The sequence below is a fragment of the Bacteroides sp. D2 genome, assembly GCF_025147085.1.
Classification (GTDB): Bacteria; Bacteroidota; Bacteroidia; order Bacteroidales; family Bacteroidaceae; genus Bacteroides.
This window is the reverse complement of record NZ_CP102261.1, coordinates 6,151,911-6,178,878: the sequence shown is the minus strand read 5'-3', so window position 1 is coordinate 6,178,878 and position 26,968 is coordinate 6,151,911. Positions and strand designations below refer to the sequence as shown.

At 44.1% G+C, this 26,968-nt stretch carries 21 protein-coding genes; 15 read left to right on the top strand and 6 right to left on the bottom strand.

From position 1 onward, the window contains the following. Positions 1 to 136 precede the first annotated feature (136 nt). The 13 genes from NQ505_RS23415 to NQ505_RS23355 all read left to right on the top strand — a co-directional run bounded on the left by NQ505_RS23415 (position 137) and on the right by NQ505_RS23355 (position 17,643). Complete coding sequence (locus NQ505_RS23415; RefSeq protein WP_008999918.1) at positions 137 to 616, top strand: phosphatidylglycerophosphatase A; 480 nt, start codon at positions 137 to 139, stop codon at positions 614 to 616. Positions 617 to 630: 14 nt separating this feature from the next. Beyond that, positions 631 to 1,098, top strand: coding sequence for a GtrA family protein (locus NQ505_RS23410; RefSeq protein WP_008999919.1), 468 nt, complete (start codon positions 631 to 633; stop codon positions 1,096 to 1,098). Positions 1,099 to 1,171: 73 nt separating this feature from the next. Beyond that, positions 1,172 to 1,822, top strand: a complete 651-nt coding sequence (locus NQ505_RS23405) for a CDP-alcohol phosphatidyltransferase family protein (RefSeq protein ID WP_008999920.1) — start codon at positions 1,172 to 1,174, stop codon at positions 1,820 to 1,822. A gap of 52 nt (positions 1,823 to 1,874) precedes the next feature. Further along, positions 1,875 to 2,792: a phosphatase PAP2 family protein gene (locus tag NQ505_RS23400; protein ID WP_008999921.1), complete on the top strand. Its 918-nt coding sequence runs from the start codon at positions 1,875 to 1,877 to the stop codon at positions 2,790 to 2,792. Between the two features lie 47 nt (positions 2,793 to 2,839). Next, positions 2,840 to 3,850 (top strand): lysylphosphatidylglycerol synthase transmembrane domain-containing protein, encoded by a 1,011-nt coding sequence (locus NQ505_RS23395; RefSeq protein WP_008999922.1) that lies wholly within the window; start codon positions 2,840 to 2,842, stop codon positions 3,848 to 3,850. A 62-nt stretch (positions 3,851 to 3,912) separates the two neighbouring features. Beyond that, positions 3,913 to 5,085, top strand: a complete 1,173-nt coding sequence (locus NQ505_RS23390; protein ID WP_008999923.1) for an iron-containing alcohol dehydrogenase — start codon at positions 3,913 to 3,915, stop codon at positions 5,083 to 5,085. A 220-nt stretch (positions 5,086 to 5,305) separates the two neighbouring features. Further along, positions 5,306 to 8,443, top strand: a complete 3,138-nt coding sequence (locus tag NQ505_RS23385; protein WP_008999924.1) for a SusC/RagA family TonB-linked outer membrane protein — start codon at positions 5,306 to 5,308, stop codon at positions 8,441 to 8,443. 8 nt (positions 8,444 to 8,451) lie between these two features. Beyond that, on the top strand, positions 8,452 to 10,011 hold the full coding sequence (locus NQ505_RS23380; protein ID WP_004304210.1) for a RagB/SusD family nutrient uptake outer membrane protein: 1,560 nt from the start codon (positions 8,452 to 8,454) through the stop codon (positions 10,009 to 10,011). 12 nt (positions 10,012 to 10,023) lie between these two features. Beyond that, entirely contained in the window at positions 10,024 to 10,749 is a 726-nt protein-coding gene (locus NQ505_RS23375; RefSeq protein ID WP_004304209.1) for a DUF4843 domain-containing protein, read from the top strand. A 9-nt stretch (positions 10,750 to 10,758) separates the two neighbouring features. Next, on the top strand, positions 10,759 to 12,399 hold the full coding sequence (locus NQ505_RS23370) for a PKD-like family lipoprotein (protein ID WP_008999925.1): 1,641 nt from the start codon (positions 10,759 to 10,761) through the stop codon (positions 12,397 to 12,399). Between the two features lie 52 nt (positions 12,400 to 12,451). Next, on the top strand, positions 12,452 to 13,423 hold the full coding sequence (locus NQ505_RS23365; protein ID WP_004326593.1) for a fimbrillin family protein: 972 nt from the start codon (positions 12,452 to 12,454) through the stop codon (positions 13,421 to 13,423). A gap of 42 nt (positions 13,424 to 13,465) precedes the next feature. After that, positions 13,466 to 16,033 carry a zinc-dependent metalloprotease gene (locus tag NQ505_RS23360; protein WP_008999926.1) on the top strand — a complete coding sequence of 856 codons (2,568 nt, stop codon included), beginning with the start codon at positions 13,466 to 13,468 and terminating at the stop codon, positions 16,031 to 16,033. A gap of 275 nt (positions 16,034 to 16,308) precedes the next feature. Continuing rightward, on the top strand, positions 16,309 to 17,643 hold the full coding sequence (locus NQ505_RS23355; protein WP_008999927.1) for an ATP-binding protein: 1,335 nt from the start codon (positions 16,309 to 16,311) through the stop codon (positions 17,641 to 17,643). Positions 17,644 to 17,790: 147 nt separating this feature from the next. Here the strand turns inward: NQ505_RS23355 and NQ505_RS23350 are convergent, their stop codons facing one another. The 6 genes from NQ505_RS23350 to NQ505_RS23325 all read right to left on the bottom strand — a co-directional run bounded on the left by NQ505_RS23350 (position 17,791) and on the right by NQ505_RS23325 (position 22,105). Then, positions 17,791 to 18,240, bottom strand: a complete 450-nt coding sequence (locus tag NQ505_RS23350) for an N-acetylmuramoyl-L-alanine amidase (protein WP_004304204.1) — start codon at positions 18,238 to 18,240, stop codon at positions 17,791 to 17,793. Positions 18,241 to 18,258: 18 nt separating this feature from the next. Next, entirely contained in the window at positions 18,259 to 18,552 is a 294-nt protein-coding gene (locus NQ505_RS23345; protein WP_004304203.1) for a hypothetical protein, read from the bottom strand. A 120-nt stretch (positions 18,553 to 18,672) separates the two neighbouring features. Beyond that, complete coding sequence (locus tag NQ505_RS23340) at positions 18,673 to 19,179, bottom strand: HU family DNA-binding protein (RefSeq protein ID WP_004304202.1); 507 nt, start codon at positions 19,177 to 19,179, stop codon at positions 18,673 to 18,675. 187 nt (positions 19,180 to 19,366) lie between these two features. Further along, positions 19,367 to 20,746: a replicative DNA helicase gene (dnaB, locus tag NQ505_RS23335; protein WP_008999928.1), complete on the bottom strand. Its 1,380-nt coding sequence runs from the start codon at positions 20,744 to 20,746 to the stop codon at positions 19,367 to 19,369. Between the two features lie 4 nt (positions 20,747 to 20,750). Beyond that, positions 20,751 to 21,374, bottom strand: a complete 624-nt coding sequence (locus NQ505_RS23330; RefSeq protein ID WP_004304200.1) for a hypothetical protein — start codon at positions 21,372 to 21,374, stop codon at positions 20,751 to 20,753. Between the two features lie 461 nt (positions 21,375 to 21,835). Next, positions 21,836 to 22,105: a DUF4248 domain-containing protein gene (locus NQ505_RS23325; protein ID WP_004304199.1), complete on the bottom strand. Its 270-nt coding sequence runs from the start codon at positions 22,103 to 22,105 to the stop codon at positions 21,836 to 21,838. Between the two features lie 202 nt (positions 22,106 to 22,307). Here NQ505_RS23325 and NQ505_RS23320 point away from each other — a divergent pair, with 202 nt between their 5' ends. Together NQ505_RS23320 and NQ505_RS23315 are read left to right on the top strand one after the other, a co-directional pair. After that, positions 22,308 to 23,252, top strand: coding sequence for a tyrosine-type recombinase/integrase (locus tag NQ505_RS23320; protein WP_004311304.1), 945 nt, complete (start codon positions 22,308 to 22,310; stop codon positions 23,250 to 23,252). A 396-nt stretch (positions 23,253 to 23,648) separates the two neighbouring features. Continuing rightward, a complete protein-coding gene (locus NQ505_RS23315; protein WP_032853691.1) occupies positions 23,649 to 26,606 on the top strand; it encodes a hypothetical protein in 2,958 nt (985 codons plus the stop codon). The last annotated feature ends 362 nt before the right edge of the window (positions 26,607 to 26,968 follow it).

The window sequence follows — 26,968 nt, the reverse complement described above, 5'->3', positions numbered from 1 at the left end:
ATTGAGATTTACCATCCTATAAAGACTGGTGGATGCTCAACCTCAACTTTTACTTTTTTATTGTACAAATTCCCGATCACATTCGGGAACTCATGGCATAACCGACTCGTAGTTTGTAATTAGTAATTAGTAATAAATGAAGCGTCCTCCCTTTCTACCTGTTTTTATAGGCACGGGCTTTGGCTCCGGTTTTTCTCCTTTTGCTCCCGGCACGGCTGGGGCGTTACTGGCTTCTATCATTTGGATTGCATTTTATTTCCTCCTTCCTTTCCCTGTTGTATTATGGCTGACCGCCGCTTTGGTGATTGTATTTACATTCGCCGGCATTTGGGCTGCCAATAAACTGGAAACTTATTGGGGGGAAGATCCTTCGCGTGTGGTAGTGGACGAGATGGTAGGAGTATGGATACCGTTATTGGCCGTTCCCAATGACGACCGTTGGTTCTGGTACGTGATTGCAGCTTTTGCCCTGTTCCGTATCTTTGATATAGCCAAGCCGTTGGGCATACGCCGTATGGAAAGCCTGAAAGGTGGAGTAGGTGTGATGATGGACGACGTTTTGGCGGGAGTGTATAGTTTTATTTTGTTAGTGGGAGCAAGATGGGTGATTGGCTGAAAAGAGTTGCACGGATGATTTCCCAGAAAGGTGGCATCTTCATGTTCTTGAGGGCGCAGCTTTCTGCTCAAATGGCAACTATTGCAGACTTTCTCGTTACGATTCTTCTGGTCAGGCTATTTGAAGTCTACTATGTATATGCCACCCTGGCGGGGGCTATCTATGGAGGAATCGTCAATTGTGTTATCAACTATAAATGGACCTTTAAATCGAAAGGAAAGAAAACGAATGTCGCTGCAAAGTTTATCCTTGTATGGATTTGTAGCGTTTGGCTAAACACGTGGGGCACGTATGCACTGACAGAATCATTAGCAAAGATTCCCTGGGTACGTGATACGCTTAGCCTGTATTTCGGAGATTTCTTCATTATTCCTAAAGTGGTAGTAGCAATCATCGTGGCATTGTTCTGGAACTATAATATGCAGCGTGTCTTTGTTTACCGGAATATAGATATAAGAAGTTTATTCGGAAAAAGAAACTGAAAAAATCGATTGAAAGAACTGATTGAGAAAACAGAAGATTTAGATAAAAATAGCTATAAACAGATTTAAACAGATGAATTACAGAGATTATTTACAACAGTTGATTTATAAGATTATCAATCCCCTGATACGCGGAATGATTAAAATAGGGATCACTCCTAACTTTATCACCACTACCGGATTTATCCTGAATGTAGTAGCGGCAGGAATGTTTGTATATGCCGGCATTTATGGCGGTCAAAACGATCTGGCCATTATCGGCTGGGCAGGCGGTGTGATTTTGTTTGCCGGATTGTTTGATATGATGGACGGACGTGTAGCTCGCCTGGGTAACATGAGTTCCAAGTTCGGTGCGCTTTACGATTCAGTACTCGACCGTTATAGTGAATTGATGACCTTCTTCGGTATCTGTTACTATTTGTCAATGAAAGACTATTTCTTTTATGCACTTATTGCCTTCATAGCACTAATCGGCTCACTGATGGTAAGCTACGTGCGTGCCCGTGCCGAAGGACTGGGAATCGAATGTAAAGTGGGATTCATGCAACGTCCGGAGCGCGTAGTGCTGACCAGTCTCGGAGCTTTATTCTGTGGCGTTTTCAAAGATATCACCGCTTTCGAACCGATTCTGATTATGATTGTTCCTCTTGCCTTTGTTGCAGTGTTTGCCAATATCACAGCTTTTGCACGTGTGAGACATTGCTACAAAGCGATGAAAGAATAATCTATCATTTATCAACTATCACCTATCAACTAATATGATAAAGAATATTCAAATGCCGTCGAAGAGAGAAGCCCTGACTGTGACAGTCATTATGGCTCTTTTCCTTTTGCTGACAGGTATCTTCATCGGGCTTCGTTCCGAGCACCTGTTAATGGCGGTACTCTATTTAGTTTTATTTTTTGCCGGACTGCCTACTCGTAAGTTAGCAGTAGCTCTGTTGCCTTTCGCCATTTTTGGAATCTCGTATGACTGGATGCGTATTTGCCCCAACTACGAAGTGAACCCGATTGACGTGGCCGGACTGTATAATCTCGAAAAGTCCCTCTTCGGAGTGATGGATAATGGCCTTCTGGTTACCCCTTGCGAATACTTCGCAGCGCACAACTGGCCGATAGCAGACGTCTTTGCCGGAATCTTCTACCTTTGCTGGGTTCCTGTTCCTATCCTGTTCGGGCTTTGCCTGTATTTCAAGAAGGAAAGAAAAACCTACCTTCGCTTTGCACTGGTATTTTTATTCGTCAACCTGATCGGCTTTGCCGGTTATTATATCCATCCGGCAGCTCCACCCTGGTATGCTATCAACTACGGTTTCGAACCGATACTGAACACATCCGGCAATGTAGCAGGATTGGGACGCTTTGATACTTTCTTCGGAGTGACCATCTTCGATTCGATCTATGGACGCAATGCAAACGTCTTTGCGGCAGTACCTTCACTGCACGCAGCCTATATGGTAGTTGCATTAGTGTACGCCATTATTGGTAAATGCAGATGGTATGTGATTACCCTTTTCTCTATTATTATGGTAGGTATTTGGGGAACAGCCATTTATTCATGCCATCATTATATCATTGATGTATTACTCGGTATCTCTTGCGCATTGATCGGCTGGCTGGTATTCGAATATGTATTGATGAAAATCCCGGCATTCAAAAGATTCTTCGAAAGATATTATGCATATATAAAGTAGATCTATCCCCGTGCTGGAATAAATCGTACTAAGTCATACAAGAAACAGTGAAGAACAAATATCGTAATATATTCCTCGCCTTTGGTATCATCGCCGTCCTGATTATGATATTCACTTTCGATATGGATTATCAGGAGCTTTGGATGAATCTGAAACGTGCAGGGATATATTTACCTTTGGTCTTGTTGCTGTGGCTGTTCGTCTACCTGATTAATACAGTCTCGTGGTATATAATAATCCGTAGTAGCGGAAAAACCGGCTTTTCATTTGCCCGGCTCTACAAATTCACCGTGACTGGATTTGCACTCAATTACGTGACTCCCGTCGGACTGATGGGTGGTGAGCCATACCGCATCATGGAACTGAAACCCTATATAGGAATCGAACGCGCCACCTCTTCCGTGATTCTTTACGTGATGATGCATATCTTTTCCCACTTTTGCTTTTGGTTGAGTTCAGTATTGCTTTATGTCTGCCTGTACCCGGTAGGGTGGGCGATGGGAATAATCCTGGGAGCTATAACCCTCTTTTGTCTACTGATCGTTATTCTTTTCATCAAAGGCTACCGGCATGGGATGGCAGTGGCTTTTGTCCGTATGGGTGGACGTATTCCTTTCCTGAAAAAGAAAGTACTTCATTTTGCAAGTGCACATAAAGAGAAACTGGAGAATATAGACAAACAAATTGCACTTCTCCATCAGCAAAAGAAACAAACCTTTTATAGTGCCCTCTTACTGGAATATACCGCCCGCATAGTCAGTTGTCTTGAAATCTGGCTGATACTGAATGTGCTGACCACTAACGTCAGCTTTGCCGACTGCTGCCTGATTGCAGCTTTCTCTTCTCTTCTTGCCAACCTGCTGTTTTTCCTGCCCATGCAACTGGGAGGTCGTGAAGGCGGCTTTGCCCTTGCCGTAGGTGGACTTTCCCTTTCCGGAGCCTACGGTGTCTATGCCGCTTTGATTACCCGGGTGCGTGAAATGGTCTGGATTGTTATCGGACTTGCACTGATGAAAGTAGGAAACTTTAAACAATCAAAAGAAAAATATTCTGCTTAAATTTATAACTTTGTCTGACTTATAAAAGGATCTATATAAAAAGACCTATAAAGAAAGCGACAATGAATAATTTTATCTTTTACAGTCCTACCGAATTTGTATTCGGACGGGACACGGAAGCGCAGACCGGAGCACTAGTGCAGAAATACGGCGCACGCAAAGTAATGATTGTCTATGGCGGTGGCTCTGTGATACGCAGCGGATTATTGGCTCGTGTTGAGAACTCATTGCAGGAAGCAGGTATTCCCTATTGCATGCTGGGCGGTGTACAGCCTAACCCGATAGACACGAAAGTATATGAAGGAATCGACCTCTGCCGGAAAGAGAACGTAGACATGATGCTCGCCGTTGGTGGCGGTTCCGTGATTGATACGGCGAAAGCCATTGCAGCCGGAGTTCCTTACAACGGAGATTTCTGGGATTTCTACATCGGAAAAGCCATTGTGACGAAAGCATTGAAAGTAGCCGTTGTGTTAACGATTCCTGCTGCCGGAAGCGAAGGTTCCGGTAACACCGTCATTACGAAAGTCGATGGCTTACAGAAATTAAGCCTCCGTGCTCCCGGTGTACTGCGTCCTGTTTTTGCCGTAATGAACCCCGAACTGACCTACACACTTCCTCCTTTCCAAACCGGCTGCGGCATTGCCGATATGATGGCACACATCATGGAACGCTATTTCACCAACACGAAAGACGTAGAGATAGGCGACCGCCTGTGCGAAGGCACACTACTTGCCATCATCAAAGAAGCAACCACCGTCATGAAAGAACCTGAAAACTACGGAGCCCGTGCTAATCTGATGTGGAGTGGAACCATTGCCCATAACGGAACCTGTGGTGTAGGTTGTGAAGAGGACTGGGCTTCCCACTTCCTCGAACATGAAATCAGCGCCATCTATAACGTGACTCATGGCGCCGGACTCTCCGTAATCTTCCCTGCCTGGATGACATGGATGACAGAACACAATGTGGATAAGATAGCCCAATACGCCATCCGAGTGTGGGGAGTGGCAGAATCAGATGATAAAAAGGCAGTAGCCCTTGAGGGAATCTCGCGCCTGAAATCCTTCTTTACCTCCATCGGCCTGCCTGTGACTTTCAAAGAACTTGGCATTGAGAATCCCGACATCGACCGTCTTGCAGATAGTCTGCACCGGAATAAAGGCGAATTGGTAGGCAACTATGTCAAATTAACGAAACAGGACAGCAAAGAGATTTACCGTCTGGCATTATAAGAAAAACAGATATAACCGACAACTGCATCATTTGTCTTCTGATAGAGGATAAATGATGCAGTTGTTTGTTTTGCTTCTAATTAATACCTAAACGGAAGCAAATTTTTACCATTTTAATCATGTGTTGGTATAATAGTTGTATAAAATACCTAAATTTCGTGATTGTCCAATCTATTCCATAAAGATAATTTTGCAGACGTAATAACTATATATATCCGTTATGCAAAAGCTAAATTCCGGGGCTTTGAATAGAATCTTACTGTTTGTATACATTTTATCACTATCTACTAATGCAATAGCCCAAAACAAAAATAATTCAAAAGAGACATATCTTCTTCCTCCACACGGAAATTATGTTTATGGCCGGGTGATTGAGAAACTCTCTAAAGAACCGATGGTAGGAGTGACGATTCGTTTGGATGGTCATTCTACTGGTGTAATTACCGATATAAACGGTTGCTATGTATTGACCCTGCCCGAAAAAGGCGGTCTGGTTATCTATTCCTACATCGGTTTTGAAACCCGTAAAATCAAAGTCACTTCCCGGCAGAAAGTCGATGTGCAGATGGTAGAAGCTACCGAAAGTATTCAGGAAGTGATTGTAACCGGCTATAACTCCATACAGAAAGAAAGTTTCACAGGAAATACCACAAAGATAGAGAAAGAAGACCTGTTAAAAGTCAACCCGAACAACCTGATTTCGGCCATTCAGACTTTCGATCCCTCTTTCAGAATACAGGAGAATCTGGCTGCTGGTTCCGATCCCAACAGCCTGCCTCAATTCGTCTTGCGTGGTCAGACCGGTATCGGAGAAACGACACTTGGGCAGACCTCCACCTCCTCCATTTCGCGGGAAGTGCTAAGCGGTAATTCCAACCTGCCTATCTTCATACTGGACGGCTTTGAAGTCGATGTAGAAAAGATATACGACCTCGATATGAATAGCATCCACAGCATCAATATCCTGAAAGATGCTGCCGCCACTGCCATGTACGGTTCACGTGCGGCCAACGGAGTAATTGTCATTGAACGGCGTGCGCCTGAAGCCGGAAAGTTCCGTGTACAGTATTCCGGAGTACTTTCTGCCGAACTGCCGGATTTATCCTCCTACAATCTGATGAACGCTCGTGAGAAGCTGGAAACCGAACGCCTGGCAGGACTATATGACAGCAACACCCCGGAAATAGACCCCTATACCAACGGTTACTACCAACGACTCAATAATGTACTGACAGGTGTCGATACCTATTGGCTTTCTCAAGGACTACGCACGGCTCTGAACCATAAGCACTCCGTTTTCATAGACGGTGGAGAAAACGACGTGCGCTGGGGAGTGGAACTGGGATTCAGAGGAACGGAAGGAGTGATGAAACACTCTTCCCGTAAGAATGCCAATGCCGCTTTTTATGTAGACTACCGCATTGGCGGACTACAAATAAAGAACAAAGTGACCTACACTTATAACAAAAGTACAGATGTCCCCTTCAATTCATTCAGCGATTACTCCCATTTACTTCCTTATATGCGTCTGTATGATGAAAATGGCGATTATGTGCGCCGTCTCGAAAAGTTCGACGGGGCTAGCGGCACACAAGTAAATCCACTGTACGAAATCAACTTCTACAACAGCTTCGACCATTCCGGTTATGATGAAGTAACCGATGATCTTAGTCTGAATTGGCGTATCACCGACGGTCTGCGTCTGCGCGGTCAGTTTTCCGTCCTGATGAGAAATTCTACCGGTGATCTGTACAAAGATCCCGCATCGGCCAGTTATTCAGCCAGTACAGGCAACATCAATGGTGAAAAAACAGAATCCACACAAAAGAGAACAGTGATAGACGGAAGCCTGTCACTCATGTACAACAATACCTTCAAGGGACACAATCTCAATATCTGCTTGTCCTCCAACATGAGACAAACGCAGAGCACTGCTTCCGAAACACGTTACCGGGGATTCCCTGGTGGCGACCTTGTCTCTTCAAACTATGCGGCAGAAGTATACGGAAAGCCCAGCAGCTCCGACAATACCACCCGCTTGGTAGGAGCCTTGCTTACTTCCAACTACACCTATAACAATATCTATCTCGCCGACCTTACAGGACGTATCGACGGTTCTTCCGAATTTGGTTCCGATAAAAGATGGTCCATGTTCTGGTCAACAGGAGCAGGAATCAACATTCATAATTATGATTTTATGAAGTCGAATGAACTCTTTTCCATGTTGAAGTTCCGTGCCTCCTACGGACTGACCGGAAAGACCAACTTCTCCCTCTATTCGGCCAAAGATATGTATCAGCTGCAAACAGACAGCTGGTATCCCACAGGCTACGGTGTATTCCTCTATCAGATGGGAAATCCGAACCTGAAATGGGAACGTAAATACACCCTCGACTATGGAGTTGAAATCGGACTGTGGCACGATAAAATCTATCTGAAAGCCTCTGCCTACGACGAGCGTACCATCGACCTGATAACCGATTATACCATCCCTTCCTCTACCGGATTCACTTCCTACAAAGAAAACATGGGAAAGGTGAAAAACACCGGCGTCGAACTGGAACTGCGGGCACGACTTTACAGTGACAGAAACTGGCTCTTCCAGCTCTACGGCAGCTTTGCAAGAAACAAAAACACGATTGTTGAAATCTCCCAGGCAATGCGCGACTATAATAAAAGAGTGGAAGAACTGTTCAGCGGATATAACCCCGAAAGCAGCTCCGATTCAAAATATGCTAAAACATACCTGAAATATTACGAAGGAGCCTCTCTGACCTCTATCTACGGGATGAAGTCATTGGGAATCAGCCCCACAAACGGCAAAGAAATCTACCTTCGCCGGAATGGTGACGTTACCGATGTATGGTCTGCCGACGAATGGACCATCATTGGCGATACAGCTCCCAAGGGACAAGGCTCATTCGGTTATACCCTGTCCTATAAACAGTTATCCATGTTTGCTTCTTTCCTCTATACTTTTGGTGGAGATGCTTACAACAATACCCTCGTCTCCTATGTAGAGAATGCCGACATTAAAAATGACAATGTAGATAAGCGGGTATTGCTCGACCGTTGGCAGAAACCGGGAGACATAACCACCATGAAAGATATTCGTGACCGTAATGTCACCACCGGCGCATCTTCGCGTTTTGTACAGAAAAACAATACCCTGCAATGGAGTTCATTAACAATGAGCTACAATTTCCGTCCCGAACAATTAAAGAAACTCCATCTGTCCGGCCTGCGTCTTTCGTTCACGATGAACGACCTGTTCTATTGGTCTACCATCCGTCAGGAACGGGGACTGGATTATCCTTATTCGCGTTCATTCAATCTGACTACTAACATCATATTCTAACCATACAAATGAAGAAACTAATCAGCCATATACTAATAGCCCTGACAGGAATGTTAGCCGTTTCCTGCAATGCCTGGCTGGACGTAACACCAGAAAATGCGATAGCCGACGACGATCTGTTTTCCACCGGTTTCGGCTACCGGAATGCCCTGAATGGTATCTACACCAATCTGGCGTCCGACGAACTTTATGGTAAGCAACTAAGCTGGGGATTCCTTAGTGCCATCTCCCAGCAATACAATCAAAAGGCCGGAACCATCTCTCCGATGTATGCCGACGCTTCCGAACTTATCTATAACACGGTCGACACCGAACCCGTCGTGACAGCTATCTGGGAAAAAGGCTATAAAGTGATAGCCAACCTGAACAAGCTCATCGAGAACATCCGGCCCACGGACATCTCTTTGTTCGAATACGGAGAAGAAGAGAAAAACCTCATTTACGCCGAAGCCTTGTCATTAAGAGCCATGATGCATTTTGACCTGCTTCGCTTGTTTGCTCCTGCAACGGCAACCAATCCTTCGGGCGCCTATCTTCCTTACCGCGATAAATACGAAGCCGCAGTGGTAGAAAAATGTACCGTTACCGATTTTATCGAGAAAGTCCTGAAAGACCTGCTCGAAGCGGAAGACATTCTGCGTAAGTTTGACACCGAATACCATCCCGAAGCGATGTACGCTTCACAAATGTACGAACCTACTCCCGAATGGAATGCCCGCTACCGCTTCAACTCCGGTTCCTATATAGACGATATGGGAGCATTCTTCTGGTATCGTGGCATCCGCTTCAACTATCTGGCATTGCTGGGGTTGAAAGCCCGTGTCTGCATCTATGCCGGTCCTGCCTACTACAAGAATGCCGAGACAGCCGCCAAAGAACTTTACAACACCTATTATCAGCAGAAACGGTGGATAGGCTTTACAGAAGGAGAGAACATTACTTGCAATCTCAATTCCCGATATACAAAAGTCTCCCACGACATATTGTTCGGCTTGTACAAGAAACAGCTGGCTACGGATTATGAACAGGCCGTATGGGGCTCTTCCTCTTCTTCGTCAACCACCCGTTTGCCGTTGGCAAATATCCCTTCCCTGTTTGCTTCGGACAATACGGGCGTATATACCGACTATCGGCTCACCTACCTGATCGGGACTACCAATGAAACCCAGTCGAAGTATTACACACTGAAGTATAACCCTTCCGTAGAATCAGTAGTAGAAGCAATGGAGAATCCGATGATACCAGTGATCCGGTTCAGTGAAATCTGTCATATCCTGGCGGAGATCAGTAGCTATAATGGCAAGATAACCGAAGGAATCAACTACCTCGAAACAGTTCGAAAAGCCCGTGGAGCTGAACGTACCCTTAGTCTGACAGTCAGCACCCGTGAACAACTGGATGCCGAAATACTGCTCGATATACGGAAAGAAATGATAGGCGAAGGTGGAACCTTCTACACCTACAAACGGATGAACCTCTCCACCGTGCCCGATTCCGACGAGGAAGGAGAAATCAACATGACAGGTTCTTATGTACTTCCATTGCCTACCAGTGAAACAACCAACTAATGCCCGGATAAGATGAAACGAATATTGACATATACCACCTTCTGCCTGCTGCTTGTTTTCGCCTCCTGCAGCGAAGAGCAACTGGAAGTTTATCATGGAGACAACTACGTCTATTTTACTTACATGAACGATAAGTCTCCCCAGAAAATAACATTCAATTTTGCTACGGATGCACCCTTGCTTCGGGAAGGAACCGTGAAAGTGAAAATGACACTTCTTGGCTACCTGCTCGAAGAAAATGCTACCTGTGATATTTCCGCAGTGGGAGAGAAGAGCACCGCCCGTTCCGGCATCGATTATGCCCCTTTGACTTCCGGCATCTTCCATAAAGGACTGGCAGAAGACACCTACGAAGTCACCGTCTATCGTAATGAAGCACTGCTCAACACAGAATATACACTTACCCTTTCGCTGGATGCAGTGGAAAACTGTCTGGTAGGCCCGGCAGAATATCAATACGTCACGATTCAAGTGACCGACCGGATTTCCTGCCCTGTGTGGTGGAGCCAGAGTTCAGCGGCCAATCTGGGAGTATACTCGGATATGAAATACCGTGTTTTTATCATTTTCATGGATGGCGAGATACTCGAATCATTGGATAAATACACCGGCATTGAGTTTGTCAATCTGATAGCCGACTTCAAGGCTTGGTGGAAAGACCAGTGGCAGCAAGGCAATTACCAATATTATGATACAGATGGAGTGACACCGCTGTATGAAACCATTCTCGATAACTGACAATAAACTATGAAGCGAAAAACAATACTATTCATTTCAATCCTGCAGCTTCTCGTGATAACCGGCTGTTATGACGATTTGGGAAACTATGGCTATACAAACTCTACCAAAGTCTCTTTTGTGAACTCCGCTTCGTCGGACTACACATTTATGGTAGGCGACCTTTTCGAGATGGATGCTCCCGTCAACTTCTCAACCGACATCGGAAACGTAGACGAACTTTTCACCGTCCAATGGTACTTGAACCGTGAACTGATCTACACTGGCTATCATCTGAAATACCAGTTCGAGAAAGGCGGGACATACGAACTGATACTGAAAGTAATCAATAAGGAAACGAACGAAACGTATATCAGCAATAAATACACCCTGACGGGAAAGAATAGTTTCGACTGGGGCTGGATGATTCTCTCCGATAAGGGAGACGGAAAATCTGCCTTGTCTTTCATCAATCCGGCCTTTCGGGTGACGCACAATGTGGAGAGCACCATCGAAGGTGGTTTAGGTACAGATCCGCAGGGAATCTACTACTATTATGTATTAGGCTCTATCTCCGGTTCCTACGTTTCGGGCTTACCGAAAGTCCTGATAAATCAGGGCAGTGGAAGTGTCACGCTGGACGGTAATTCGTTGCAAAAAGACATGTGGCTTGCCGACGAATTCGAGAACCGTAAAGAACCGGATGACTTGAAGATAATGGACCTCGCTTTCAAAGAAGAATATTACGTGATTTGCTCCGAACAGGGGGAAGTGTATATCCGTGCCGTAGGCACTGACAATAAAGCGATTCCTTATTACGGGAAGTACGGTGCCATGCCGTATGAGTTTGAGGGAGGCAGCCGCATCACTTGCTTCGCACCGTTCCACAATGTCACTTATTGGTGTGCCGATGAAGAACGTTGCATCTTGTATGATGAGCAGAATGCCCGTTTCATCGGTATTGCACATTATTCACAATGGGGAGCAGTTTATACTCCCGCCATTGTCTACTTCAAAACATACGATCAGGATTTGGAAGTCCCCTCCGGAGTGTTGCGGGTGAACGATATGGGAGCGGGAACCCGCTGCCTTGCCATAGGTGCTTACGAAAAAATAGATGTTGCCTCCAATGGCGGATTGACTTTCTGGGCAAACTATGTGTCATTGATCGACGTACAGGGAACCGGGAATTATAATCTGCATGAGTTTGCTGTGAAAGGAATGGATAATAACTCCCACCTTATCACCGGTACAGACCAATACGGATTCAGTGGCGGCTCTTTATTGACTCCGCAAAGCATTATCAAGATGTCCTCCAACTTTGAGAAGAATCCCTATTTCTACTTTACCGATGGAGATAAGAACCTCTATGTGTACAGTATGCAGATGCGCAATCACGTATTGGCTTACACAGCGGACAGCCGTATCACCGGCATCAGCGGAAGCCCCATCGTTTGCGAGTTCTATGGCTACGGAGGGAATAGCACTGATCCTAACTTCCGGCTGGCGCTTTCGCAGGAAAATGGAAATATCACCGTCATTGACGTAAACAAGAGCCAGATGGTACGCCTTTTCGAAGGTTTTTCACCCGATCTGAAGTTACAGACTTTCACCGGTTTTGGCAATGTGAAAGGGATGGTGTGGTGCACGAACTATGAAGGAGAATATTAGAAAAAGAAAATAACCTATCAGTAAATAATTAATCATTTAAAACGAGAAAAGTATGAAAAATAGACTGTTTTATTTTGCCACTTGTGTGGCTTTGGCGTTGTCTTCAGTAAGTTGCAGCAGCGATGATGATGGTGAAGAAGATATAGACATTCCTGTAGTAGGAAAAATAGCTGTTTCCGGTGCCTATAATGTGTACTCTCATGGAAGCCAGGGATGGATTGAAGCGGACAAGATAGGAATATACGTATTGTCTGACGGCAAACCGCAGGAAAACTTGCCGTATGCTCCGTCGGAAGTAGCCAAAGCTACTATGATGGAATATGAGGGCAAGACCTACATCACCTATGACAAAGAGGATTATGTGACCGATGAGGTGACTTTGAATCCTTCTTCCGAACTGTCTGCAGGATTTAAAAGTGGCGATCACACGATTTATGCATATACCCCTTATAGTGCAGCTTCACAAGATTACAAAACGGTAGCCTTGCCAAACATTTCAGTGCAGGAATACTATGCATCCGAATTTATGCCTAATCGTAAATATAGCTTTGCATACGCTTCGGCCACCACTTCCAGTTATTCGGCAGCTACGGTTACTTTGGGAGAATTCAAATCTCTGTTTTCACAGCTCACCTTGCCCGCACTGGAATGTCCCGATGCTTTAGCTGGAAAAACCTGCACTAAAATTGTGGTAACCTGCGACGAACATCCCCTGTCTTATGCAGACGGAGCTACCGTTAATCTGGCCACCGGTGAAATCAGTGGTACTCCTTTGAACAGCGTCACTTATAACATTCCCGACGGCCTGGTGGTAAATGCCGGATTTCCGGCTTTCGGGCTTCCGGCCTCACTGGAAACTGCTTACATGATGGTTGCCGTTCCCTTTGAAGAGGGGATGAATTATACCTATAAATTTACGCTGACAATCGGCGGACAGGAATATACGACTTCAGGCAAACCTAAAACAGGTTTCTGGTCGACGGATAATAACCTGAATATGAAAGATATTGCCGGTATCGAATAATTATTATCTTTGTATCTGTATATAAATATTAAAAAAGAAAGCATGAAGAAATTAGTTTCAATTCTGATGATTCTGGCAATGATTATCCCATTGGCCGGAGCACAATCGACGGACATCTTCAAGAAAAAGAAGAAAAAGAAGAGCAAGACGGAAGCGGTGGATAAAGCCAAGGCTGACTCCATTGCCAAGAGTAAGAAAGATGCTCTGCAACCTTACGCAAAAGTAATCACCGGCAAAGCCAAAACAATGGATGGCTTTTTTAAAGTGCATTACGTAGATGGTAAATATTTCTTCGAAATAGCCGACTCTCTTTTCGGACGTGATATTTTGATTGTGAACAGGGTTGTGAAAGCACCGGTAGACGCGCAGAAACGTAAAGTAGGCTATCCGGGAGATTACATCAGCGACGAAGTGATCCGTTTCGAGAAAGGACGCGGCGACAAACTGTTCGTGCGTGAAATCTCTTATCTCGAACATTCTGCTGATACACTGGGCATGTATCAGGCCGTATTGAACTCCAATGTTCAACCCATTGTGGCCACCTTCCCGCTGAAAACTGTCCGCAAAGAAGGAGAAACTACCAACTACGTGATCGACATGACCGACTATATCCGTAAGGACAACGAAATGTTTTCATTCACCAGCCGGGTGAAAGACAACATCGGAGCGAGCAGCATGGTAGACGACGCCAGTTATATCGACACACTGAAAGCCTTTCCGCAAAACATCGAAATACGTACCGTGCGTACCTTCCAGCGGAAGAAAGGAGGAGGCAGTGGATTTGAGAAACTGCTGGCAGCTTTCTTTGCCACCTCTACCACTCCGTTGACTTACGAACTGAACAGCTCTATGCTATTACTTCCCAAGGAACCGATGAAACCGAGATTGCACGACGACCGGGTAGGTTACTTTGCTGTGAGCTATAAGGATTTTGACGAGAATCCGCAAGGAGTGAAGTATAAAGCGAATATCACCCGCTGGCGTCTCGAACCCAAAGACGAAGACCGCGAGAAATACCTGCGTGGCGAATTGGTGGAACCAAAGAAACCGATTATCATTTATATCGACCCTGCCACTCCGAAGAAATGGGTTCCGTACCTTATTCAGGGAGTGAACGACTGGCAAGCCGCTTTTGAGAAAGCAGGATTCAAAAATGCAATCTTCGGCAAAGAAGCACCGACGGACGATCCTACCTGGAGCTTGGAAGACGCCCGCCATTCGGCTATCGTGTATAAGCCTTCCGATATTCCGAACGCAAGCGGACCTCACGTGCACGACCCTCGCAGCGGTGAAATTCTTGAAACGCATATCAACTGGTATCACAATGTGATGAGCCTGCTTTACAACTGGTACATCGTGCAGGCAGGAGCCATTGATCCGGGAGCACGCAAACCGATGTTCGACGATGAACTGATGGGTGAACTGGTGCGCTTTGTATCTTCCCATGAGGTGGGACATACATTAGGATTACGTCATAACTTCGGTTCTTCCAATACCGTCCCGGTAGAGAAACTTAGAGACAAAGCATGGGTGGAAGCCAACGGTCATACACCGTCTATCATGGACTATGCACGCTTCAACTATGTGGCACAGCCGGAAGACAACGTTTCACGTTCGGGAATATTCCCCCGTATCGGTATGTATGATAAATGGGCGATTGAATGGGGCTATCGTTGGATGCCTGAATATGAAACGGCGGAAGCCGAAATACCTCATTTGAATAAGTGGATCATTGAGAAGCTGCGGGAGGACAAGCGCTATACGTTCGGAACGGAACTCGACAGAAACGATCCCCGCAATCAAAGTGAGGATTTAGGAGACGATGCCATGTTGGCAAGTTCGTATGGTATCAAAAACCTGAAACGCGTGATGCCTGAAATCATGAACTGGACTTATGAACCGAACGAAGGTTATATGAAAGCTGTCCGTTTGTATCAGAATGTGGTGGGACAATTCGACTTGTACATGGGCCATGTGGCTACCAATGTGGCCGGTATCTACCACAATCCGATTTCTGTGGAACAGACAGACATGAAAGCGGTGGAATATGTTCCGAAGGATATTCAGAAGAAAGCGGTCGACTTCCTGAACAAGGAACTGTTTACCACACCGACCTGGCTGATGGATGATAAACTGTCCGAAAGAACTGGTATCAATACTTTCAATTCGATCTACCGTGTACAGAGCAGTACATTGAAACAACTGCTTAGCAGCCGCACACTCGATAAGATGACGGTCAACGAACTGGTCAACGGAGCGAAGGCATACACAGCCAACGATTTGTTCCGTGATTTGAAGAAGAGTATCTGGAGCGATATGCAAGGAGGAAAGAAACCGGATGCTTCCCAACGTAGTTTGCAAAAGACTTATGTCAATGCGTTGATTGGAATGCTTGATAAACCGAAGAACAGTTCCGGTTCGCTCGGAAGTCTGGGTGGTTATTCGCTCGTAGCTTTCGATTTCCCTTCTGAAGCACCGACTATTGCACGCGGACAGTTGACTGATCTTAGAAGAGACCTGACCAATGCGGCAAATGCTTCCAGTGGAATATACAGAAGTCATTATCTGAACTTGAAAGCGTTGATTGATGCTGCATTCGACGTGAAGTAGAAAAATAATTTACGATTAAGTTCATTTACGATTAGACGATTTACGATGTACGATTGGAGTTAGTACATGGTAAGTCGTCTAATTTGTAGATTAGCTGATTGTAAATACGTTCTTTTTGCCCCATCTTTACGACAGTATTAGGCGGATTTGCCCCATTTTTGGAACATAAACGATAGACTTTTGCCCCATCTTTGAAACAAAATCAATGGTGTTTTGCCCCATCTTTGGAAATTCTTTATAACTTTGTTGCTGAAAATCAATAAATTTGTGGTTTTATGTTTAAAAGAGATATATTATTTCATCTGGAAAAATGGAAAGATGATACGCATAGAAAGCCTTTGATATTGCGTGGAGCAAGGCAAGTCGGTAAAACAACGGTAGTCAACGAATTTGGAAAGCAGTTTGACAATTACCTGTATTTGAATTTGGAGAAACGGGAGGCAGCATCCTTATTTGAGTTGAATGTGTCTCTAAAAGATTTGATGCCTTTATTTTTTGCACATTGTGGAAAGATAAGGAATGAAGGAACTATATTACTTTTTATTGATGAAATTCAAAATTCAGCAAAGGCAGTAGCGTTATTACGCTATTTCTATGAAGAATTACCTGATATTTATGTAATTGCTGCCGGTTCATTATTAGAAAACCTGATAGATGTACGTGTTTCATTTCCGGTGGGAAGGGTGCAATATATGGCATTGCGTCCTTGTTCATTTCGCGAGTTTCTGGGTGCTGTTGGAGAAGAACCTTTATTATCCGTTTTAGATAAGCCTGAAATCACTCTCGCTTTCCATGATCGTTTGATGTTATTGTTTAATATCTATACGTTGATTGGAGGTATGCCGGAAGTTGTGCAACTCTATGCGGAGCGCAGGGATATTTTATCCTTGGAGTCCACTTATGAAACTCTTTTGCAAGGCTACCGGGATGATGTGGAAAAATATGCTTTGGGAAAACAACTTCCGGAAGTGATTCGCTTTATATTAAAAGAAGGATGGCATAAAGCCGGACAAATTATAACTTTAGGAGGATTTGCAGGTTCGTCTTATAATGCCCGGGAAGTGGGAGAGGCTTTTCGTTTATTGGAAAAGGCGATGTTGCTGGAATTAGTTTATCCGACTACGGCAACGGAAGTTCCGGCCACTCCTGAAATAAAGCGTATGCCCAAACTGGTCTGGCTAGATACAGGATTGGTGAATTATGCGGCACAGGTACAGAAAGAGGTTTTGGGAGCAAAAGATATAATGGATGCTTGGCGTGGTATGATAGCGGAGCAGATTGTAGCGCAAGAACTGTTGACACTGACAGATAAAGTCAGTCAGAAACGTTGTTTCTGGGTGCGTAATAAAAGTGGTTCTAATGCAGAAGTCGATTATGTGTGGGGGCAGGATTCTATGGTTTATCCCATTGAAGTCAAATCAGGGCATAACGCCCACTTACGTTCCTTACATTCTTTTATGAATCACTCTATGCAGACAGTTGCAGTCAGAATATGGTCGCAGCCTTATGCTGTGGATGAGGTAAAGACGGCAGACGGAAAAGAATTCAAATTGATAAATCTACCTTTTTACCTCGTTGGAAAATTAGACAGCATATTACGTCGGTTCTAAACGGCCTTTGATAACGCGTAGTCTAGCAAAATCATAAGTTAAAGATTAGGCACGGATAACACGGATTTCACGGTTGCTTTGTACAAGCATAGCACTAACCGTGCAATCTGTGTAATCCGTGCCTAAATTATAATAAAGCTAATTTTTTTAGACTTTATCCCAATCCTTTTCAGCATTAAAGCAAGGACAGGCTTTGATCCATTCTTCCGGTTCAATCTCGCCGTTTCCGTTCAGGTCGGGGCTAAGATCCCGGTGTCCACATATCCGGCAATCGGGATACTCTTTCAATAAAGTGAGAATTAATACACGCAGAGAGTGTTTTTGCCAACAGGTGCGTGTGTCCTTCGGTTGTCCCATGCAGTCGAGTCCTCCTTCGTAGCAGATACCTATACTTTCCTTGTTGAAACTGCGACAATGCGCACCGACCTTTTCTATCGGACGGGTAGACTTTATATCACCGTTCTTGCGGATATAAAAATGATACCCCGTTCCGTTGAATCCGCGCCTGCGGTGGCAGATATCCAGATCATATTCCGTGAAGCTCTTGTCCTCGCGCGTGGCGGAGCAATGGATTACTATTAGATTGATAGTTCTCATGGATAAGACCGTTCATTGTCAGGCTTCCGCCATGCTACGTTGCGAGCACTCTTTATGGATGCATTGCAAGGTGGCAGCCTGCGCCAGCTGACCTCTTAATGAGAATATCTCCGTATGCATCTCTTTCACTTTCGAGCTAAGGTCGAAATAATCCTTCAACACTTTTTCCAACTGCTGCATCAGAAAAGTATATTGGTCTTTCACCAGTTCGCTGAACTCTTTTACTTCTTGCGCCATTACTTTGCGCTTTTTGCGGTTACTGCCCAGAAAGGGCAGGATCGTTATAATGATCTCTATGATTTTATCAAGCATTTTAATAAATTGAGGATTGAAAATTGAGAATTAAAAAATAAATGTAGAAGAAAACAGAAACCGCATGGAGAGTAACTGTAGAAATCACTCCGTAATATCCATGCGGCGCTGTTTTAAAGATTAAGCTGCCGGGTCCGGAGCTTCTCCGCTTCCGCCGCTGTTTCCACCGCTACCGCTATTTCCGTCATCGTCACCTTCTCCGTCGCCCTTTGCTGCCAGGATAAAATCGACATTATTTTCGCCTCGGGTAGTGGCATGGCTCGTATTTACCAATTGAAGCGCCTTGTCCGCCACGAAACGGACATTTACTTTGCGGATGCTGCGCACCGTGCAATCTTTCTCTTTTTCTGCCCCCTCGCTGCTCAATGTGATATGAAACGTACCCAATCCGTCAACCTTCACCTTGTCGCCCTGGGTAAGCGATAGGCGTAACTGCTCGACAAAAGCCTCAATGGCATGCTTCACGTCTCCTGCAGTGAGCGAGGAGTTCGCTTCGATGGCATCCGCCAGCTTGTTGATGTCCATCACTCTCACTGTGCCCGATTTCTGGCGTACATAATACAACATCTGTGAATCCGGTTGATTCACATACTTTCTGCGCTGATAGCGCTCCACTAATACATTCATACAATAAAAAGTTAAGGTTTAAGTAATAAAATTTTCTCTGTCCTTACGACATTACAAATATACGAAATATGAGAGGGAAAGTCAAGTGTTTTGCTATATATTTTGTATGTATAATGAAATAAAATGAGAAAATGATTTATGCTATATGTTGTAATATAAAATTGTATATTATTAGTGTAACTGTTTCTTATTTGGCATGTTTCAGCATATACTCTAACGGAGGGACATATTCGGTGATCTTGGTCATTTCCGGATTATGTCTGAAATAGACGTTTCCTGTCTCTCCGTTGCGTTGCTTGGCTATGATGACTACTCCCAGACCTTCGGTGGGATAACCACTTTCCCGGTCGGTCGTCACCCTTGCAAGGGCGGGACGGTAGAGCAGCATGACGACGTCTGCATCCTGTTCAATAGCTCCGCTCTCGCGGAGATGAGCCAGTTCGGGACGGCCGGCAGGGCGGTTTTCCGATTCGCGGTTTAGCTGGCTAAGCAGTACGACTGGTACATTCAGTTCTTTGGCTAGCAATTTTGCCTTGCGGGTGGCTTGTGCCACTTCCTGTTCGCGGTTGCGGTTGTTTTGACCGGTCGTCATGTCGCAGAGTTGCAGGTAGTCGATAATAATAGCATCGCACGCATGTTGGCTTTGCAGCAGTCGCGCGCTGGAACGTATATGTTCCATGTTGACCGATGTGCTGTCGTCTACGTGTATCGGCAGGCGTTTGAGGTCAGCGGCTGTTGTGCGTGCCTCTACGAGTTCCTGTTGGCTGACGGTTCCCGATCGCCAATGGCGGGCGCTGATTTCGCTGACCGCTGTCAGCCATCGGTCTGCTAGTCGTTCCCCTTGCATCTCGAGGCTGTAGACAGCTACGGCATACCCTGCCATTGCTGCGCTTCGTGCCATGTGTAGTGCGAATGCCGTTTTTCCTATGCCGGGACGGGCGGCGACCACCACCAACTCGCCTTTCTGTAGTCCGGACGTCATGCGGTCCAGATCCGCCAGTCCGGTAGGGAGGCCGGTTACTCCGTTTTTGTTGTTGGCGATACGTCCTTCGGCTTCTACCATGGTGGCGGTCATTAGTTCATCCATGTCGCGCATGTGGTTGTTATGGCCGAATTCGCCTTCCAGACGGTCGAGCAGGTTATGCGCGTCTACCAGTGAGTCGTCAATATCCATCGTTTCGTCTAGCGAACAGGTGAGGAGTTTGTTGAACCCCAGAATCATTTCGCGTCGCAGGTATTTCTCGTGTACGATCTGCGCATGATATTCAAGATGGGCGGAGGTTGCCACCTTGCTGCTCAATTGGGTGATGCCGAACGGTCCGCCCGCCTCTTCGAGCTTTCCACGGTGGGAAAGCTCTTCTTTTACGGTGAGGATGTCTATCTTTATTCCTGCATGATACATGGCCAGTATGGCGGCATAGATAACCTGATGGCGCAGGACGTAGAACATTTCGGGACGCAGCTTGTCGGCTACCAGTGGTATGGCTCCCTGTTCTATCAGGCAGGCGCCGATGATAGCTTCTTCTATTTCGGGAGCCTGTGGCGAAACTCTGTTTTCGGTATTCATATTATCAGTATTCGTTAAGAAAAGCTTTGTTGGATAAATAGCTGGCGGCATGGAGAAGGAAATTGATGTTCGTTTGGTGGAAATAATATTCCTCTATCCTGTCGATGGCGAGTTGCTGTTCCTTGTCGCCCAACTTTTTCCATTCGCGTTGTGCTTTGGCGATATTCTCTTTGGGGAGCTGTGTGATGCTGTGGAATTCATTCCAGAACAGGTGAAACTTTTCGTTGACGGCTTTCTTTTTCTGCTTGTCGCTATCGGGAACTCCCATCCATTTATCGTATTCGACGACACGAATATGCAGGGAGGAATTGTTGGGGTGAGAGATGATTTCTATAATTCCCAGCGTGGCAAGCTCGTGTATGAACCTGAAGGCTTTTCCGACAGACCAGTGGAAGATGTGGCTCCAGTCGCGATAACTAAACAGGCTTTCGCCTCTTTTACACAGGCAGTTTTTATTTTGACGGTCGTTGTAGAGTGTATCCGAATAATTGACCTTCATCAGAATTTTCAGGAGAGCTTCTATTTCTCCTTCTTGCATGTGCCGGTCCTCTATCTGCTGCTGTAGTAAGGCTTTAGGGATAATGAGAAAACCATGTTTCAGCATGGCTTGAAAATTGAAATTTTTCATTGAGTGTTATTTAAATTTTCTGTAAAAGTACGCTATTCCCGTGCGGTTTGCAAGGGGGGTGTCTGTTTGTGGACGGGTGTGGACGAAGAAGAATAGTTGTGGTACGTAAGTTGTTGTATTTTTGTTTTCTTTCATGGGGCGAAGAAGCGATCAGGAGATGAAACGGATGCTCTGTTTGTGTTTGATAGAACTTCTGCCGGAGATAAACAGAGCCTTCGTTGGGAGGATTCGGAGGCTCTGTTTGGAATGAAAAAAACGGTCATTTTGCCGAACGCTTTGTGGAACGCTTTTTTCTTTCTGTAAATAGCTGTATAAATGATAGTTATCTTCTTTTCCGAAAAAAGTGGTGAACGCAAAGTGGAATACATAATAAACAATAAAAAGATAAATGATATATTTAAAAATATATAGTTCGATTTTCTTTTTATTCCTTGTCGATGTTTTCGTTTTCTACTACGTAATTAAACGTTGGTCGGCAGGTCAATGTGGGGAGGTCCCCAATGGCGGTAAAGGATTAGTTGCATTTCGGGACTGATGTCGATTGTTTGGCAGGTGTAATACGCGGCAGCCAGTTGTTCGTTCAACGTCTTGTCTGCTTTGATGCGTTTGCGCATTTTTTTGCTGGCGGAAGAGGCGTTTGCCAGATCTGGAAAATATTCTTTCGCCAACTCGGAGAAATACTTGAATCCATTGATGCTGTAGTGTTCGGCAGCTGGTTCATTGTTGTTCATAACTTTGTTGTTTTTTAGTAATTAAAATGATTATTTGTTTAAAAAACTGCGCAAATGTATAAAAATAAATTTGATAGATAATGTGAATATTTCAGTTTTTAATATTATAATTTTATATATATAAATCTTTGTATATATATTTTCGTATTTTACTAAAGTAAATTGTGAAATTAGTAAATATTAATTATTAAATTATTTTTTAATGAAAAAGGAAAGTTTTACTTCGTTTATGAAACAAGTGGCTGTTGATTTGCAGCAGAGTGGGAATTTAGGGACTGCTCATGTATATAGAAGTAGTTTGAATGCGATTCTTACTTTTCAGGGTTCCGGTTGTTTGTCGTTCCCGGAAATAACTCCGGAGTGGTTGAAGCATTTTGAGGGTAGCCTTCGTGCTCGTGGGTGTAGCTGGAACACGGTGTCTACGTATCTTCGCACGTTGCGTGCGGTTTACAATCGTGCTGTCGATCTTCGGAAAGCGCCTTATGTGCCGCATTTGTTTCGCTCCGTATATACAGGTACGCGGGCGGACCGTCGTCGGGCATTGGATGCGGAGGATATGAAGAAGGTATTTGCCCGTCTGTTGCAGTCGGATGCGGTTACTCCTGCCATGAGGGGTGCGCAGGAATTGTTCATCCTGATGTTCCTGCTCCGGGGGCTGCCTTTTGTCGATCTGGCTTATCTGCGTAAGAGTGATCTCCGGGGGAATGTGATTAGCTATCGTCGTCGTAAAACGGGGCGTCCACTGTCTGTGACGTTGACGTCGGAAGCGATGTTTCTTTTACGGAAGTATATGAGTCGCGAGGAGCAGTCGCCCTATTTATTCCCGATTCTTCACAGTGACGAAGGTTCGCCAATGGCGTATAGGGAATATCAACTGGCTCTGCGCAATTTTAACTATCAGTTGGAACTGGTGGGAAAGCTGCTTGGACTCAAAGACCGGTTGAGCTCATATACCGCACGTCATACTTGGGCGACGACTGCGTATTATTGCGAAATTCATCCGGGCATTATTTCCGAAGCAATGGGACATTCGTCTATCACTGTAACGGAAACTTATTTGAAACCTTTTCGAAGTAAGAAAATTGATGAAGCAAATAAACAGGTGCTCGACTTTGTAAAACGCTCGGTGATGGGTGCAAGTGCTTGATTTTTACTCTGTTACTTCGTAGGTAACGGGTTGAAATATCGGTGCAAATATGAGCATATTTCTTAAAACAACCAAACGAAATCATACATTTTTTCTAATAAACTACTCAAAAGAGGAATTAAACAAATAAAACACACGGATTCTTTGTATTAGGACTTTGTTAACTTCTAAATTTTGCAAAAGATTTCCCTCCCTCTACTGCCTTTCAGAAGCAGGGGTAAAAATGTTTCATTGCTTATCGTCTTATTTTTCAGTATTGACTACTCCAAAAGAGCAGGTACAAAGGTTTATCCGTTACCTACGAAGTAACGGGCGGCTATTATTGAAACTTAGTGTTTAATAATATATTATTAATGTAATTTTTAAGTAGTTATGAAGAAAAAATTTGTTAGGGTAATGCTTTTTGGGGCATTGACGCTTGCGGTTAGTACAACTGTAACGAGTTGTAAGGACTATGACGATGACATCAAAAATCTGCAAGAGCAGATTGATAAAGTTACGTCCACTAATCCGGTGAGCACAGAGGACATGAAAGCGGCCATATCTAGTGCCATTCAAACTTTGCAGACTCAATTGCAAACTGCTATTGATGGTAAGGCGGATAGCAAGGCAGTACAGGATTTGCTGAAAACAGTAGAAGCGTTGCAGACTGCGTTGGAAAACAAAGCAGATGCAAGTACTATTAAAACATTGGGCGACCAGATTACCGAACTTTCAAAACAAGTAAACTCAATCGAGGGAACTTTGAACGAAACGAAAAAAGATCTGGAAGCTAAAGTTGCCGACCTGACAGAAAAATTGGCTGGTGCTGCATCTAGCGAAGACCTGAAAAAATTAGCAAATGAACTGGCAGAAGCTAAGAATGAATTGAAGGCTGTAAAAGATATGGCTGACAATAATGCGGCTGCTATTGTTGAGATACAAGCTAATATCTTGGAACTGCAAAAATTGGATGGCAGAATCACCGCATTGGAAACATTCAATCAAAACGCTGCATCGAAGGATGATTTGACTGCTTACGTAGCCCATTCTGAACTTGCAGGATTGGTTGATAACGAAGTTCTGGAGTTGCTGAAAGACAATGGCTCTATTGCTAAATATGTAAACGAGGTTATTGAATCACAGGTATTGGCGGAAACCTCTGCTATCAATCTTGCTATCAAAGGTGTAGACGATAAATTAGCAACGTTGAGTACTAGTTTTGAAACTTATAAGAGTGAACAGGCAACTGCTTACCAAACTGTTACCAGTAATATCACTACGCTTACTACATTTAAAACAACTATCGAGGCAGCTTTAGCTGGTGGTGGTTATGAAAATTTTGCGGCAGTATTGACTGAAATCTCTACGATCAAAGCTAGCTATGGCTATTGTGCTACTAAAGCAGATTTTGATAATAAAGTAGAAGCCTATCTTGCTACTTATAAAAGTGGGGTAGATGGAGAGTTTACTGCATTAAAAACTCGTATCACAGCACTTGAAAATCAGATTCAGAGCGTAGTTTATGTTCCTGAATATGAAGATGGTAAAATCATCTTTATGTCTTATTTCTACGATAATAAATTGGTAGCTGAAACAAAACCGATCCAGATGAAATTCCGTATTTCTCCTGCAACGGCTGCTGCCAACTTCGCAGAGAATTATGCTCCTTCGTTCGACGGACAGGAAATTAAGACCCGCACAGCCGAGATTTATAACATTGAGAAAACGGAAGTAGACGAAGCTACAGGTATCGTTACTTTTACTATTTCTACTTCAACGGACAAGAGTTTCGCTGTTAGTCTGAATCTTATCGCTAAAGATCAAAGCAAGAATCTGACTAATATCAGTTCGAACTATTTCCCGGTAATTTCGGATTATAGAGCGATTACTGATGTAAAAGTGGAATCACCGAATAAAGAAATTGATTATATTCTTTATGATAAACCTCTATCAGTTGTAGATTATGCAACGGGAGCTGTTCTTCAGATTACTGGTAAAAATAGAGCTGGTGATGATGTTGCTGATGAAACAATGGCAAGCAGTGTGAATGCCGAGAAGTTCGTAGTAACATATAAGGTAGAGGGCGATGATGCGGCTTCCTATACCATTGAGAATGGTGTCCTGAAGTTGAAAAATTATACTGCTGATTCTAATGGTAAAGTAGCCCAACCAAAGGCTACTGTAACAATCACTGGTACTGATTTCGAGAAAGTTACTGCTTTTGCTGATGTTACCGCTAAAGCGGCATCGACAGATCCGGAAGTTTCTCCAACTATTTCGGCAGTTAAATTTGATGGAACAAAAGAACAAGTAGCTGATGTGACAGTTTCTTATGGTACAACTGGTGGTAGTACTGATATTGGTATTAGTCAGGAAGTTTATGAAAAATTGCCAGCAGAGAATTTTGCCTTTAAAGCTGCAGAAGGAGTATATTTGAGATTTAAAGATAAAACCACTACAAACGAATTGGAAATTGTAGTTCCGAAGGGTACAGTAAAAGGTACTTATGTACCGGAAGTAAAAGTAAAGGTATCTGATGTACAGAACTTCACTTTGAAACCATCAATTACAGTTGAGGTAACAGGTGCTGATTACACATTGACGTATGATGATAAGATTATTACTGGTGGATCAAGTTTGGCTTTGACCGCAAATCTTCTTCCGGCAGACAAGCCTACATCTATGAATTTCATGATGGAAATCCCTTCTCTCTTTGCGAACTATGCAACGATTGTGGACAATGCTAAAAAGGTAGGTGCTACTGTTCAGTTCTCACTGAAAAATGCGATCACCGGTGTTAGCCTTGCAGATAATGTCTTGAAAGTGGATAATACATACTCTAACCCTGCTCCTGCTAAGGCTATAGTAGTTGTTGCTAAGGTTATTGCTAAAAATGCGGCTGGCGAAGATATAGAATTAGTAACTTCTAAAGAAACAACCTTTACTCTTGCTGATCTTAGTGGTGAATGGACTGGCCCGACTGATGCAACAGTGAAGATTGGTAGTGATAAATTGGATGCAACTGCTCAACTTGCAACAGGAGCTATATGGAAAGCTTCTAATAAAGAGAAAATGTGGGAAGCAGGTAAGGAAGTAAAAGCTGGTGACAAATGGGGAGCAGCTCCATTGGGTATATTCGGATTTGTAGCTCCTACATTCGAATTAGATGATGCCACTCAAGCTAAATATGTTACTTTAGATAAGAATACGGGTGCTTTGACTCTTACCAATACAGGAAAGCAGCTGAAAGCTGAAGTTAGCATTGTTGTTAATATTGTTGCCGAATCACGTTGGGGAACAATTAATAATTATGCTGCTGGTAAAACGGTTACAGTGAAAATAGATCCGACAGAATTGTCGGACGCTATTTAAATAAAACCCTTCTTCACCTATGTGTGAAAAAGATATTTTTACCCCAGAACAAAGCGAAGGACACAGCTTGTGAAAGTCCATCCTTCTATCTTTGTTCTTCTATTAGAAAAGGGATGCCTTCCCTGATTTCCCACTGGCATCCCTTTTATCTTTACTCCAAATGTATCTCCTTATATTATGCTAGTACGCTAAAATCTTTAATACTAGTACCCCATTTCCCTATAAATTAAGGAGATGCTTTGAGAGAATACAGAAAGCCCGGGCTTGCGAAAGTCCGGGCTTTTCAATCTTTTTGTGTAGTCATCCTCCTCTTACTTTATCGTTCCTAAGTTTCTTGGTAAATGTGCAGAATGAATTGTTGA